Below are 13,514 nucleotides of genomic sequence, written 5' to 3'. Positions count from 1 at the left end.
ACCCCATGCCACTCGTCCGCATCGACCTGCAGGAAGGCCGGGGGCCGGCCGCCGTCCGCGCCATCGCCGACGCCGTCCACGACGCCATCGTCGGGGAGTACGGCATCCCCGTCCGCGATCGCTTCCAGATCGTCACCGAGCGCCCGTCCGGGTCGATCATCGCGGAGGACGCCGGCCTCGGCTTCGACCGCACCGACGGCGTCGTCGTCATCCAGGTCTTCACGCAGCGCGGCCGGTCGGCCGCCGCCAAGCAGCGCCTGTTCGCCGAGATCGCGCGGCGGCTCGGGGAGGTCGGCGTCGCCGGCGAGGACGTCTTCATCGGCTACGTCGAGAACGGGCCGGAGGACTGGTCCTTCGGCTTCGGACGGTCCCAGTACCTGACCGGCGAGCTCGCCGTGCCGGGCGCGGCCGTCGCCTGACCGCGGCTCACGGCGAGGCGACGCTCGCCTGCAGCGCCCGGATGAGCGACTGCGCGTCGTACGGGCCGACGTGGCGGCGGCCGTTGATGAAGAAGGTCGGCACGGCCGTGATGTCCATCGCCTCCGCGTCGAGCATGTCGTCACGGACGCGCGTCGTGACCTCCGGCGAGCCCAGGTCGTCCTCGAATCGCTCCAGGTCGAGGCCGAGGTCCACCGCGCGGCGCATGATGTCCGACGGGAGCTGGTGCTCCTGGTCGGCGAACAGGCTGCGCTCGAACTCGAAGAACTTGCCCTGGCGCGCCGCGGCCTCCGACGCCTCCGCCGCGGCGAGCGCGTTCGGATGGAAGCGTGTCAGCGGGGCGTGCCGCCAGACGTATCGGAGTTGGTCGCCGAGTTCCCTGTGCACCTCCTCCACCGATCCGGTCGCCTTGAGGCAGAAGCCGCACTGGAAGTCCCCGTACTCGACGATCGTGAACGGCGCGTCCGGGGCGCCGAAGACGTGGTCGCGCTTGGGGTCGACCGGCCGCACGAGGGTGAGCCCCATCTCCTCCTTGGGCCGGTAGGCGTCGGAGATGCGGAAGAGGATCGTCGCGACGACGAACGCGATCACGGTCGCCGCCAGGACGCCGACGCGCGCGGCGTTCTGGGCGTCAGGCTCCGGGACGGCCAGGTCGACGATGAACAGCGAGATGGTGAAGCCGATCCCGCAGAGCGCCGCGCCGCCGGCCAGCCGGTCCACCGTCAGGCCGGGGCCGAACTCGCCGATCCGAAGGGCGCGCAGCAGCACGGTCGAACCGAACACCCCGACGAACTTGCCGACCACGAGCCCGGCCACCACGCCCCAGGCCAGCGGCGAGACCACGGCGCCGAGCAGGATGTCGCCGTTGAGCCGCACGCCCGCGTTGGCGAGCGCAAAGAGCGGGAGGACGACATACGCGACGTAGGGCGACCAGGCCGACTGCAGCCGCTCGTTGATCGAGATGGACTCCCGAAGGCTGTTCGCCGCCGCGCGGGCGTACTCGGTGTTCGGCGACTGCCGGAACGTCCGCGCCAGGTCGAGCGCGTGCTCCACATCGCGGCGGTTGGGCCGGTACACCGGGACGAGCAGGGCGATGGCGACGCCCGCGAGCGTCGGGTGCACCCCCGAGGCCAGGAACGCCAGCCAGACGACGACGGCGAGCGTCGCGTAGACCGGACCGCGCCCGTTGCGGAGGTACCGGGTGAAGTACACGCCGACGAGCCCGACCGCCGCCACGATCAGCGGGATGGGGTTGAAGTCCTTCGTGTAGACCAGCGCGATGATGCTCAGGGCGCCGATGTCGTCCACCACGGCGAGCGCGAGCAGGAACACCCGCAGTCGGCCGACCGCGTGCGGCCCGATCAGGGCGAGACCGCCGACCAGGAACGCCGTGTCGGTCGAGATGACGACCCCCCACGCGTTCGCGTGCCCCGTCCCCAGGGTGAACAGCACGAAGATGACCGCGGGCACCGCCAGCCCGAAGACCGCGGCGACCACCGGGACGACCGCGCGCGACCAGCTGGTCAGCTCGCCGATCGCGAACTCGCGCCGCACCTCCAGCCCGACCGTGAAGAAGAAGATCGCCATCAGGGCGTCGTTGACGAGCGCGTGCAGCGTGAAGTCGAGATGGAAGTCGCCCAGCCCGAAGGTGAGGTGCGTGTCCCAGAACTGCTCGTATCCGGCGAAGGTGACGTTGGCCCAGACGATGGCGACCACTGTCGCGAGCAGCAGGAGGAGCGCACCGATGCGGCTGCGCCCCATCGCCCTGAACCGTTCGGCCAGGGTGGGCCGGCGATCTCGGGAGGCGCCGACGGCCTCCGGATCCGGCGAACGCTGGATCAGGGTCAGGTTGGTGGTCATGGTCCATCTCAGCGCGTTCCGCGTGAGAACACCAGAGGATTTCCCGGGCGGGCGTGGACTCCGCTCAGCCGTCCTTGCGGATCCAGCGGAAGGTCAGCCGGCACGCGACCAGCCCGGCGACGAGCCAAATCAGCAGCACGAGGGCGATCCAGCCGAGCTGCCAGCTCCCGCTCGGCTCGGCGGCCTCGAAGCTCGCGGGCAGGAAGACGCTGCGCATGCCCTGCGCGATCCACTTCAGCGGGAACAGGCTGGCGATGTTCTGCAGCCAGGTCGGCAGCAGGTTGAACGCCAGGTACACCCCCGAGATGAACTGCAGGATCAGCACGATCGGGATGATCACCGCCGTCGCGCTCTTGCCCGTGCGCGGCACCGCGGACAGTGCGATGCCCAGCACAGCCGAGGTGACGATGCCGAGCGCGTAGATCCAGGCGAACCGCAGCCACGCCTCCGGTTCGGTCGGCAGCGCCACACCGAACACCACCCGGGCGACGAGCAGCAGCAGCGCGATCTGCAGGATGCTGGTCGCGATGACCTGCCCCATCTTGCCGAGGAAGTAGGAGACCACGGGGAGCGGCGTCCCGCCCAGGCGCTTCAGCGTCCCGTCGCTCTTCTCCACGGCGATGTCCACGGCGAGGTTCTGCACACCGCTCAGCAGGATGCCCGCCGCGATCATCCCCGGCAGGTAGTAGGCGGCCTGCGTGATGCCGCCGCTGCCGTCCGGGGCGGCGCCGACCTTGCCCAGGCCCTGGAACGCGACCGAGAAGATCCCGAGCATCACCACCGGGAAGAGGAAGGTGAAGAAGATCGTGTCCGCCTGCCGGAAGTACACCAGCACTTCGTAACGGATGCGGGCCCAGCCCAGCGCGACCGAGGTCACGCGGCCACCTCCTCGCCGGAGGTCTTCGCGGCCCGCTCGTCGGCCTCCCTGACCAGTCCGAGGTAGATGTCCTCCAGGCTCGGCCGGATGACCTCCAGGTCCCGCGGCTCGCCGCCGGCCTCCGCGGTCAGCCGGGCGACGAGGGCGCCCGGCGTGTGGGTGCGCTCCTCGCGCGGCGCGCCGGCGACGTCCCGCCAGCGGACGATCGGGATGCGCGCCACCGCGCCGCCGATGGCGTCCACCGCGCCGATGTCGAGCAGCACGCCGTGCGCGATCACGGCGGCCCGGTCGCTGAGCTGGGCGGCCTCGTCCAGGTAGTGCGTGGTCAGCAGGATGGTCGTCCCCTCCCGCTTGAGCGTGCGGACCAGCTCCCAGAACTGCCGCCGCGCCTCGGGGTCGAACCCGGTCGTCGGCTCGTCGAGGAAGAGGAGTTCGGGACGCCCGATCACGCCGAGCGCGACGTCCAGCCGCCGCCGCTGGCCCCCGGACAGATTGCGGATGCGCACCTTCGCCTTCTCTTCGAGCCCGACAGCGGCGATGACCTCCTCGACGTCGCGACTGCGCGGGTAGTACCGCGCGAACTGCGTGAGCTGCTCGAGCACCGTGACGTTCGCCGCCTCGGCGCCGGACTGCAGCACGATCCCGAGCCGAGCCTTCCACGCGGTGCCCGCCCTGCCGGGGTCGACGCCGAGCACGCTCGCCTCGCCTCCCGACCGGTCGCGGTACCCCTCCAGGATCTCGATCGTCGTGCTCTTGCCCGCGCCGTTGGGGCCGAGCAACGCGAACGTCTCACCGTCGGCGATCTCGAAGTCGACGCCGCGCAGCGCCTCGAACGACCCGTACGACTTGCGGAGGCCGCGCACGACCACGGCGGGAGGACGTGAGCTCATGCGCCCATCATGCCGTCCCCTACCGCCGGCCGCAGCACCCATTCGGTGAAATTTGCCACTGATGTTGCAGGGTGTAACATGCCTTCTACCCGTGGTGATGGCGACAGGAGAGGCGGCTGCGACCCGGATGACCGAGAACGAAGCCCTTCGAGTGTCGGCGGTGGTGATGAGCCATCCGCGCCGCCGTCGCCTTGCGGAGCAGCTCTGCGCCGCCCACCCTGAACTGGACCTCTCGATCGTGAGCGACCCCGACCCGACCGGTGCACCCTCGGCGTGGCGTACAGCCCGGCTTGCCTGGAGTGCCGCCGCCCCGGATGCGACGCACCATCTGGTGCTCCAGGACGATCTCGTCTTGGCCTCCGGCTTCGCTGAGACGCTGGCCGCGGCCGTCGCAGAACGGCCTCGGGACGCTCTCTCCCTCTTCGCGGAATGGGGCTCGAGAACCGCCTCCGCCATCCGCGTGGCATCGGCCCATGGCCGGTCGTGGGCTCCCGTCGTCGACGATTACCTCCCGTGCGCGGCCCTCGTGCTTCCGGCACACGTCGCTCGCGGTTTCGATCGTTTCGCTTCGGAGACGAGCACCGAAAGGGACCCGGACGATGTCGTCCTCCTCGATTACCTCCGGTCGATCGGGGTGCGGTCCGCAGCTGTCGTCGCCAACCCCGTCGAGCACGATCTGGTCGAGAGCGTGGTCGGCAACACGATCATGGGCCTGCGGCGCTCCGTCAACTTCGTCGACCCCTCCAATCCGCCGACCGACTCGACTCTCGACGAGCTGGAGGCCATCCCCTACTACGACTGGTGGGATCAGCAGGCCGCGATGTTCGTGGCCGACCCGTCGGCGAGCGACGGCTGGCGGCGCATCCGGTCAGGTCCCGCGCTCGAGCGCTGGGGTCTCGATCCCGCGTCCGTTCGCGCCTCCGTCGACGGCCTGCTGGCCGCGATTCCCACGGTGGAACAGCTTCTCGACAGGGTGAGCCGGATCGTCGCCGTCGAGCTGTGCATCGCCGGAATCCTCCTCGGCCTCGTCGCCCGCGACATCGGTCCCGTGCCGCCGGTCGCGAACGGCGGGCCGCTCGAGCGGACACTGGCGACGCTGACGCCCGGTGCCCTTCGGCGCATCGTCCCCGAGCACCGGCTCCCTCTCGTCGGCGAGCTCGCCGAGCCCGTTGTCAGGCGTGGCTTCGAGGCGGGTATCGGTCTTCATCCTTCGTCCTCCTGATCGACACTTCACACCGGGGAAATCAATGCAGTCCATCGCAGACCAGATCGACACGCCTTTCGTCCAGGCGGCCCTCACTCAACTGCGCGAAGCGCGTCTTGCGCCGATCGTGGCCGCCGGAGTCCTGCCGTCTCGGCGAGCGATGACCACGTGGGTGGGTGACCTCCAGCAGGGGGACGGGGGCAAAGGCGCGATGGCCGATCGCCTCGCCGCCCACCACCAGATCGTCGTGCGGGTGCAAGGTGGCGACAACGCAGGACACACGACCGTGTTCCGCAGCGAGTCGGGGCGCGACATCGTCGTGAAGAATCACATCCTGCCGTCGGGGATGCGGCAGCCGGAGACCATCGGCGTGCTCGCGAACGGGGTGCTCATCAACGCCGAGCGTCTGGCCGACGAGCTGGAAACGTTCTCCGCGGCCGTACCGGACGTTCGCGATCGTCTCGTTGTAAGCACCAGGGCGCACCTGATCCTTCCTCTGCACATCGACGTCGATCGAAAGCAGGAACGCCTTCGGTCCGACAAAGCGATCGGAACCACGAAACGAGGAATCGGTCCCGCCAACGTGTGCAAGATCAACCGCATCGGACTTCGGGTCGCGGATCTGCGCGATCCCGACATCGTCCGCGAGCGCATCAGCGCTGCAGTCGATTTCTTCGGACTCGACGAAAGTGAGATCGACAGGAACATCGAGTGGATCGAGCGCCATCGTCCCCTGCTCCTAGAGCGGGCGGTGGACACGTCGCGGCTCATCGACGACCTCGTCGCAACGGGACACTCTGTTCTTTTCGAAGGCGCGCAAGGTCCGCTGATCGACTTCGAGCAGGGGATCTACCCCTTCGTCACGACCTCGCCTACGACTGTGCACTCCGTGGGAAGCGGGAGCGGGCTCGATGTGAGCCGAGTGCAGAATCGCATCGGCGTGCTGAAGGTCTACCAGACCATGGTCGGCAGCGGCGCGTTCGTCTCCGAAGACCATGGCGCGGTCGGCGATCGGCTGCGCGCCCTCGGCGAGGAGGTCGGGACGACGACGGGCCGGGATCGCCGGTGCGGCTGGCTGGACCTCGTTCAAGCACGGTGGGCTGTCGGCGTCAACCGATTCACCAGCGTCGTCCTCACCAAGCTCGACGTCCTGGACACCTTCGACTCGATCGGGCTGTGCGTCGGGTACGAGCGCAACGGAGAGCTCCTCATCGAGTTCGACGCCGAGCACGCCTCGCTTCAGACGTGCACCCCTGTCTACCGGTACTTCGACGGCTGGCTGACCTCGACAGCCGCGTGCACATCGTTCGAGGACCTGCCCCTCGAAGCCCGACGGTTCATCGAGTTCATCGGCGGTCAACTGAACGTCGAGATCGGCGCCGTCACGGTAGGCCCGCGCGACACGGATATCCTCAGTCGGCCAGGGACCCGCTTCTCCTCGGTGGTCGCCGCATGACCGCGTCGGCGCGGCAGCACGCAGGCGTCGCCCTGTTCGATGTCGACGGCACGCTCACCGGCGTCCGCTCGATCTGGCAATACCTTCTGGAGAAGTCGGGCAAATGGCTGGAGGGCGAACGAAATCTCCTCCGATTCCTCAACGGCGAGACGACCTACGAAGCCTTCTGCCATGCCGATGCCGCCCTGTTGGAAGGCCAGTCCTGCGACCGCCTCGCTCAGCTCGCCGCGGGTATCCCGCTCAATGAGGGCGCTGCCGAGGTGTTCCAAGACCTGCGGCTTCGGGGATACCGAATCGCTCTGGTCTCCACGGGCCTGCGGCTGATGACCGACGTCGTCGAGGCGCGGCTTCCGGTCGACCACGCCATCGCGAACGACCTGGAGACTCTGAACGGCGTGTGCACCGGGCGCGCCCTCGTCTCGATCGACGAACAGGCGAAGGGAGACGTCGCGGCCCGGATCATCGAGCGGCTCGGCGGCGGCCACACGATTGCGGTGGGCGACGGTCGAGGCGATATCCCGATGTTCCGAGAGGTCGACTTCTCGATCGCCGTCGGCTCTGCGGACGACGCGGTCGTCAGCGAAGCAACCGCTCATTCTCCAGGCCTGCGACTGACGGACCTCCTCCCGATCATCGCGCGTGAAGCGAATTCCCGGATGACGGGCACACGATGAACGACCAGACACCGCTCCGCGTCGAAGCGCTTTTCGTGACACCGTTCGAAGTCGCCCGGTCTCACGAGTACGACGTCATCATCGTCGGGGGCGGGGGCACTTCAGCCACGTTGTTGGAGAGAGTCCTCCAGTCGCGTCCGAGCGCGAAAGTGCTCGTCCTCGAGCAGGGTCCGTACCTCCTTCCCGACCACGCGCAGAACCTCGGTCGCGGCTTCCAACCGCTGATGATGACCGCATCGGCAACGCCGTGGCGATCGGACGGCGACCTCGACGTCGTCGCCCAGGTCCCATACCTTGGCGGGCGAACCCTGGTCTGGAGTGGCTCGACGCCGCAGCCGAGCCGCGACCAGCTGTCCCGCTGGCCGAGTCGTCTCATCGACGAGCTTGAGCTCTATTGGCCACGCGCCGCGGCCGCGCTCGGTGTGCATACTGCCCCGCAGCTCGGAAGGGAATACGGTCACCTGCATCGAAGCCTGCGCGAGATCGTCTTCGCTGCAACGCGATCGGACGCCGGTCTGATCGAACCTGAAACACACATCCGCCTCGACGCACCACTCGCTCACGGGCCTTCACGGGGCGGCGCCGTCACCAAGTACAGCGCGGTCCGACCGCTCATCGAGCACGCAGCCGATCACCCCGACACCGTGCACATCGTCACCGGATGCCACGTTGACGGCCTCGAGTACGACGGCGATCGAGTCGTCACGATCGCGACCGCGCTCGGATCCATCCAGTCCGGAGGCGCCGACGTGGTTCTCGCAATGGGCACCGTCGAAGCGACGACCGTCCTGCTGAAGTCGCCCCCGCCCGGCGACTCATCGTTGATCGGCCAGAACTTCGCGGCCAACACGGCGAGCTTCCTCACCTGTCGCATTCCCCGAGCCCGCTTCGACGGGCTCGGCCGCGAACATGCCGAACTCTCGGCGCTGTATGTGGATGGCGCCACAGCCGAACGAGAGTTCCACCTGCACGTGACGGCATGCGCCACCAGTGATCCCGATCGGGACATCGACCGGATCTATCGCCTGCTTCCCGACATGTTCGGCGATGGCACCCCTCGACGTGTCAGCGATGCCGATCATGTCGTGCTCCTCGTGCACGGACTCGCGGAGCTGTCGGCGTCAGGGAGAGGCGACTCGGGCAACTCGGTGAGGATCGGCGCCGACGGGATTGCCGTAGGAACTCTGAGACTCGGCGAAGCCGACGAAGCGGTGTGGGCGGCGATGGACGCTGCCATCGACCGTGTGGTTCAGAACATCGCGGCCGGCCACCCGATCGAGTACTGGTCCCACGAAGACGGCGAGTGGTCGGTGAACCCTCCCCGCCGCAGGATGCCGTTCGCGTTCCACGAGACCGGCACGCTGTGGATGGGCACGTCCGCTGCTTCTTCTGTCACTGATCTGCACGGACGCCTTCACGGGACGGCCAACCTCTTCGTTCTCGGAGGCGCCACGTTCCCGACCAGAGGCTCATGGAATCCGTTTCTGACGATGAGCGCACTCGCACTCCGGTTGGCAGACCACCTCGCGTCCCGATGACCTCGCGGTCAACACCGTTCGGGCCGAGAGTTCGAACGAACCTGATCGGTCGCGTACTGATCCTGACGGGCCTCGTCGCAGTGGCGGACTTCGTGTTCGGCGCGACGTTCGTCACCTTCATGCAGGATCGCGGACTCTCGGCGTCGATCATCGGAGGGCTCCTCTCGCTGACGGCCGTCACAGCCGTGCTCTTCGAGGCTCCAAGCGGCGCGTGGGGCGATCGTTACGGCCACAAGCGGCTCGTCACAGCCGGGCTCGCGCTGTGGGGCATCGGCTTCGGGACGTTTGCGTTCTCGACGACACCCCTGTCGTTCGGAATCGCCATCCTCATCTGGGCCGCGGGGCTTGCTCTGTATTCCGGCGCGGCGACAGCGCTGATGGTCAATTCGCTCAATTCCATGGGCCTGAGTGACCGCACGGCGGGCGCGATCCGTGGAACGGAGACGGTTCGCTGGGCCGCCGCCGCGCTCGGGGCCTGCGTCGTCGCGCTGAGCGCGATCGTCGTCGACGCTCCGACGATGATTCTCGCAGCCGGAGCAGTATTGCTCGTCGGCTCGATCTGGGTCGCCAGGTGCTGGCCGGAGTCACCGCGACTCGATGCGCCGTCCATGCTCCGATCTCTCGCGGCCGGGGTGACGTTCGTATTCCACCCCACGCAGCGCATGCTCCTCGTTCTCAGCGTCATCGCGAGCATCGATCTCAGCATCGTGATACTGACCTGGCAGCCCGCCGCCCTCAGCCTGCCGATCATCCAGCCGGGGATGCTCGGAGGCGTGCTCCTGGTCCTTTCGCTTGCAAGCGCAGCGGGAGCGGCTCTCTCGAAGCTATTACGACGACTGCCGCCCCGAGTCGGCGTCGCCGGCATCCTGATCTGCCTGAACGCGTCACTGCTCGCGTCCTTCCTCGGGCCGTGGGGGCTCATCGCAGCGTTCATCGGGGCCGAGTTCTTCATCGGAATGGGATTGACGGCACTGACCGTTTGGGGGCACTCGGTGTTCCCCGACGCACTCCGGGCAACGGGCTCTTCCGTCCTCGGCACGGTCACAGGCTTGACGATCGCGGGGACCAATGCGGTCGTCGGACCGCTGTGGGATCGGCTGGGGCTCGTGCCGACGATCGGGTGGTCCGGCGCCGTCCTCGCCGTGCTGTCATTCGCGCTTCTGGTCGTCGGTGTTTCGGGAGGAAGAAGAGTCAGATGACATTCGAGGGGATCGTCGCCGCCATCGCGGGGAGCATGCTCGTCGCTACCGCTCTGCGTTACGGGGCCTACTGGATCAGGATGTGGCGCCAGCCGAAGGTGCTCACTGCGGAGCGCGACGAGGTCCGTTCGTCCGCCCGCCGTGCCGCTCCGGAGGCCATCGATGGACTCGAGTTGCACTACGTGATTCCCGCGTTCCACGAGGTCGAAACGCTGCCAGGCGCTTTCGCGTCGCTTCGTCGTGCGATCAGTCTCTCTCCGTATCGCGCGACCGTCACGATCGTCACGTCCGTCCACGAAAGACCCGGCGCCGGCGGGCGGACGACTGCCGACGTGGCCTCGACCATGATCGCAGGCCTGCCCTGGGCTTCGGTCGTCGTCGACCAGAGCGATGTTCCCAGCATGGCCGCGTCGTTCAACACCGGTATGCGATCGGTTGCATCGCGGACGAGGGCCCACGAGCGCGGCTATGTCATCGCGTACAACGCCGACTCGACGGCGACAGCCGACTCCGTCCGCGCGCTCGGCGACACGTTGATCGCACGATCGCTACCGCGCGTGGCACAGATCAACTTCTTCTCGCTGCACAATCTGTCCGAGATGACCGGTCCCGGTGGCTGGTACACGAGAGGGGCGGCGTACTACCAGACACGATGGGCGCTCGGATTCGAAGTCGACCTCCATCGAAGGAACAGCCGCCAGAGACGTCGCGGTCCACTCGGCCACTCGTACCACCTCAAAGGTCACGGCCTTGCCCTTCGCGTTGACACAGCCCTCGACGCGGGCGGATTCTCAACGCAAACTCCGTGCGAGGATCTCGAACTCGGCTTTCGCCTCTCGCTGGCGGACGTCCCTGTGCACGCCGTCCCCCTTCTCGAAGACACAGAGCATCCGGCGCGTGTCGCCGCTGTGATCGCCCAGAAGCGCTATTGGTACTCGGGAATGGTCGATGTCTTCCACTTCCACAGGCTGCTCGCCGACCAGCGGGCTCGGCAACCCCTTCGATTCGAGCTTCAACGGCTCGCGTCGCTCTATCGGAGCGCAGCGTGTTTCCTGCTTGCTCCGCTGCCGTCCTGGATTCTCGTGGCGTCGGCATTCATCCTCGGCCAGCCGCTCCTGGCACTGCCTCCGGTCGTGAACGCGATCGTCAGCGCCTGGCTGATCCGGCGAACGATGCGTTCATCGGATCCAGCGGTCGGACGACTTCCCCTTGTCGAATTCGTCCTGCTGCCGGCAGGGATCCTCGCCTGGTCGATGACGCGAAACATCGGACCCATCGCCTACCTCTGGTCGATGCTGACGACCACCGACCGCGTGCGTCGGCAGCGCGAAGCGCATCTCGGTCATCTCGACTGAGGCGACAGTCGAGGCGTTTCCTGCAAATCAGGCGGCGACCATCGACTTTCCGCGCGGAAACGATCACAATTTCTCTAACGCGACCCAGAGGAGGTTCCCATGGGCACGCTCATCTACGATTCGACGATCATCGAGTTCGACGACCGGCTTCTTCTCCACCTGCAGATCGTGATCGTCAACAAACTGCGACGGCACGAGAGCTTCGCCATGACCTGGCGGGACGCGCCCGAGATCGGTGACGGCCGGTCCACGATCTGGCTGGACCCGTCCATCCCGCTCTACTTCAAGTTCTCCGGATCGCGGACCCCGTCGGTCAACCGTGACTGGCTCGAGATTCTCGCCGAGTCGGCGTCCAGCGCGAACGGGCTCATCGTGGTCGACGAGGACGGCCATCACGAGACAGCGGGGCGGGGTACAGGATCACCGCCGGCGGTGCAGCATCTGATGGAAGGCGCGTTGCGCCGCTGACGTCCGGTCCCCGGCCTCGGCCGGGTGACGCGGGTCGGACGGCGGGGGCGAGTGTTCGGGACCTCGTCTCCGCCTTCGCTGGTCGATGCAGTCGCTGGTCGCCGCTCATGAACGCTGTCGCACCCGGTCGTGATCGTGCTCGACATCTCAGTCGTCGATCTGCTCGAGCAGCTTCGCGGCAGCGCGCGCGATGTCGTCGTGGTCGTTCGTCCCGGCACCTCACGCCGGATGCCTGACCGCCCGTGCGGGAACGCAAGGGGTTGCGGATTCGGAAGGAGCGCGGACCATCGGCGCTGAACCGGACCACGAAACACGAGGAGCAGGTATGAGCCGCATCGAGACGCTGGAGGGCGCCGTCGTCGTCGTCACGGGCGCGAGTGGAGGGGTGGGCCGCGCCGCCGCCGTCGAATTCGCGCGGCACGGCGCGAGCGTCGCACTGCTGGCGCGCGGCGAGGCCGGGCTGGAGGCCGCCGCCGAGGAGGTGCGCAGGGCGGGCGGGCGGGCGCTCACGGTCCCGGTCGACGTCGCCGACGCGGACGCCGTGGAGGCCGCGGCCGAGCGCGTCACGACCGAGTGGGGCCGCCTCGACGTCTGGGTGAACTGTGCGTTCTCCTCCGTCTTCGCCGAATTCGGGCAGATCACGCCGGAGGCGCACTGGGTACGCCTCGCAGCAAACCGACGAGCCGCGGCCCTCCGACCAGCCGGCCAACCTGTGGGAGGCGGCGGACCGGACCGTGGACCACGGCACGCACGGGCCGTTCGACGACCGCGCCAAGACGACGAGCGCCCAGGCCTGGGCGTCGCGGAACCGGCGGGCCCTCGGCGTCACGGGGGCGGCCCTCGTGGGCGCGGCGCTCGTCGCCGCCGGGAGCGCATCGGGACGCCGCTGACCCACCCGCATACGTCCAGACTTCCGTCAGGCAGGGCTCAGCGACCGCAGAGCGGGCGCCCATAGGGTGGGCACCTCCGCGGGTGGTCCGCGGCGGCGGGAGGTACAGGATGCGCAGAGCCGTCGTCACCCTCCTGGTCGCGAGCCTCGTCGTCGCCGGCGGCCTGTTCGTGGCCTCTCGTGTCGCCGTCGAGCCCGCGACGTCCGCGGCGCAGCCGTGCTCGGACGCGACCGCCACCACGGTGGCGGGACGCGCCGTCCCGCAGGGACCGGTTGCCGGCTTCTGTGCGCCGGAGCTGGCGATGGCCGCCACGATCCTGTCCGCCGCGCGCGACCTCGGGGTGGGCCCGTACGGCGAGACGATCGGCGTGATGACCGCGATCGGCGAGTCGGGCCTCCGCAACCTCGACTACGGCGACGCCGCAGGACCGGACAGCCGCGGGCTCTTCCAGCAACGCGACAACGGCGCGTGGGGCACGCTGGCCGATCGGATGGACCCGCACACCGCCGCCACGAACTTCTTCCGCAGACTGGTGCGCCTGCCCGGCTGGCAGTCGATGACACCGACCCAGGCGGCGCACGCGGTACAGGTCAACGCCGACCCGGACTACTACGCCCAGTACTGGGGCGAGGCGCAGGCCGTCGTAGCCGCGCTCGGCGGCTGAC

At 68.4% G+C, this 13,514-nt stretch carries 13 protein-coding genes and 1 pseudogene; 11 read left to right on the top strand and 3 right to left on the bottom strand.

Annotation, left to right across the window (positions count from 1 at the left end; genetic code table 11):
- Positions 1-5 precede the first annotated feature (5 nt).
- Positions 6-419 carry a tautomerase family protein gene (locus AC3A3H_RS12495; protein WP_487614872.1) on the top strand — a complete coding sequence of 138 codons (414 nt, stop codon included), beginning with the start codon at positions 6-8 and terminating at the stop codon, positions 417-419.
- Between the two features lie 7 nt (positions 420-426).
- Here AC3A3H_RS12495 and nhaA read toward each other — a convergent pair whose 3' ends face one another.
- The 3 genes from nhaA to AC3A3H_RS12480 form a co-directional block, all read right to left on the bottom strand.
- Complete coding sequence (gene nhaA / locus AC3A3H_RS12490) at positions 427-2,298, bottom strand: Na+/H+ antiporter NhaA (RefSeq protein ID WP_487614871.1); 1,872 nt, start codon at positions 2,296-2,298, stop codon at positions 427-429.
- Between the two features lie 64 nt (positions 2,299-2,362).
- A complete protein-coding gene (locus tag AC3A3H_RS12485; protein ID WP_487614870.1) occupies positions 2,363-3,175 on the bottom strand; it encodes an ABC transporter permease in 813 nt (270 codons plus the stop codon).
- Complete coding sequence (locus tag AC3A3H_RS12480) at positions 3,172-4,065, bottom strand: ABC transporter ATP-binding protein (protein WP_487614869.1); 894 nt, start codon at positions 4,063-4,065, stop codon at positions 3,172-3,174. Before AC3A3H_RS12480 ends, AC3A3H_RS12485 begins: the two co-directional genes overlap by 4 nt.
- A gap of 91 nt (positions 4,066-4,156) precedes the next feature.
- Here AC3A3H_RS12480 and AC3A3H_RS12475 point away from each other — a divergent pair, with 91 nt between their 5' ends.
- The 10 genes and pseudogenes from AC3A3H_RS12475 (at position 4,157) to AC3A3H_RS12430 (ending at position 13,513) form a co-directional block, all read left to right on the top strand.
- Entirely contained in the window at positions 4,157-5,287 is a 1,131-nt protein-coding gene (locus AC3A3H_RS12475; protein WP_487614868.1) for a hypothetical protein, read from the top strand.
- A 25-nt stretch (positions 5,288-5,312) separates the two neighbouring features.
- Positions 5,313-6,725, top strand: coding sequence for an adenylosuccinate synthase (locus AC3A3H_RS12470; RefSeq protein WP_487614867.1), 1,413 nt, complete (start codon positions 5,313-5,315; stop codon positions 6,723-6,725).
- Positions 6,722-7,399 carry an HAD family hydrolase gene (locus AC3A3H_RS12465; RefSeq protein ID WP_487614866.1) on the top strand — a complete coding sequence of 226 codons (678 nt, stop codon included), beginning with the start codon at positions 6,722-6,724 and terminating at the stop codon, positions 7,397-7,399. The genes AC3A3H_RS12470 and AC3A3H_RS12465 overlap by 4 nt, the downstream gene beginning before the upstream one ends.
- Entirely contained in the window at positions 7,396-8,937 is a 1,542-nt protein-coding gene (locus AC3A3H_RS12460) for a GMC oxidoreductase (protein WP_487614865.1), read from the top strand. Before AC3A3H_RS12465 ends, AC3A3H_RS12460 begins: the two co-directional genes overlap by 4 nt.
- Positions 8,934-10,136 carry an MFS transporter gene (locus AC3A3H_RS12455; RefSeq protein WP_487614864.1) on the top strand — a complete coding sequence of 401 codons (1,203 nt, stop codon included), beginning with the start codon at positions 8,934-8,936 and terminating at the stop codon, positions 10,134-10,136. The genes AC3A3H_RS12460 and AC3A3H_RS12455 overlap by 4 nt, the downstream gene beginning before the upstream one ends.
- On the top strand, positions 10,133-11,491 hold the full coding sequence (locus AC3A3H_RS12450; protein WP_487614863.1) for a glycosyltransferase family 2 protein: 1,359 nt from the start codon (positions 10,133-10,135) through the stop codon (positions 11,489-11,491). Before AC3A3H_RS12455 ends, AC3A3H_RS12450 begins: the two co-directional genes overlap by 4 nt.
- A 99-nt stretch (positions 11,492-11,590) precedes the next feature.
- The gene (locus AC3A3H_RS12445; RefSeq protein ID WP_487614862.1) at positions 11,591-11,959 is read left to right on the top strand and encodes a DUF7882 family protein; all 369 of its coding nucleotides are present in this window, start codon (positions 11,591-11,593) and stop codon (positions 11,957-11,959) included.
- Positions 11,960-12,149: 190 nt separating this feature from the next.
- A pseudogene (locus AC3A3H_RS12440) lies at positions 12,150-12,611 on the top strand (SDR family NAD(P)-dependent oxidoreductase); the annotation flags it as partial.
- Positions 12,612-12,693: 82 nt separating this feature from the next.
- Positions 12,694-12,849, top strand: a complete 156-nt coding sequence (locus tag AC3A3H_RS12435) for a hypothetical protein (protein ID WP_487615074.1) — start codon at positions 12,694-12,696, stop codon at positions 12,847-12,849.
- 109 nt (positions 12,850-12,958) lie between these two features.
- A complete protein-coding gene (locus tag AC3A3H_RS12430) occupies positions 12,959-13,513 on the top strand; it encodes a hypothetical protein (RefSeq protein ID WP_487614861.1) in 555 nt (184 codons plus the stop codon).
- Position 13,514 lies beyond the last annotated feature (1 nt).

It is taken from the genome of Leifsonia sp. Soil_N53, from assembly GCF_057655165.1.
This window is presented reverse-complemented; position numbering and strand designations above follow the sequence as displayed.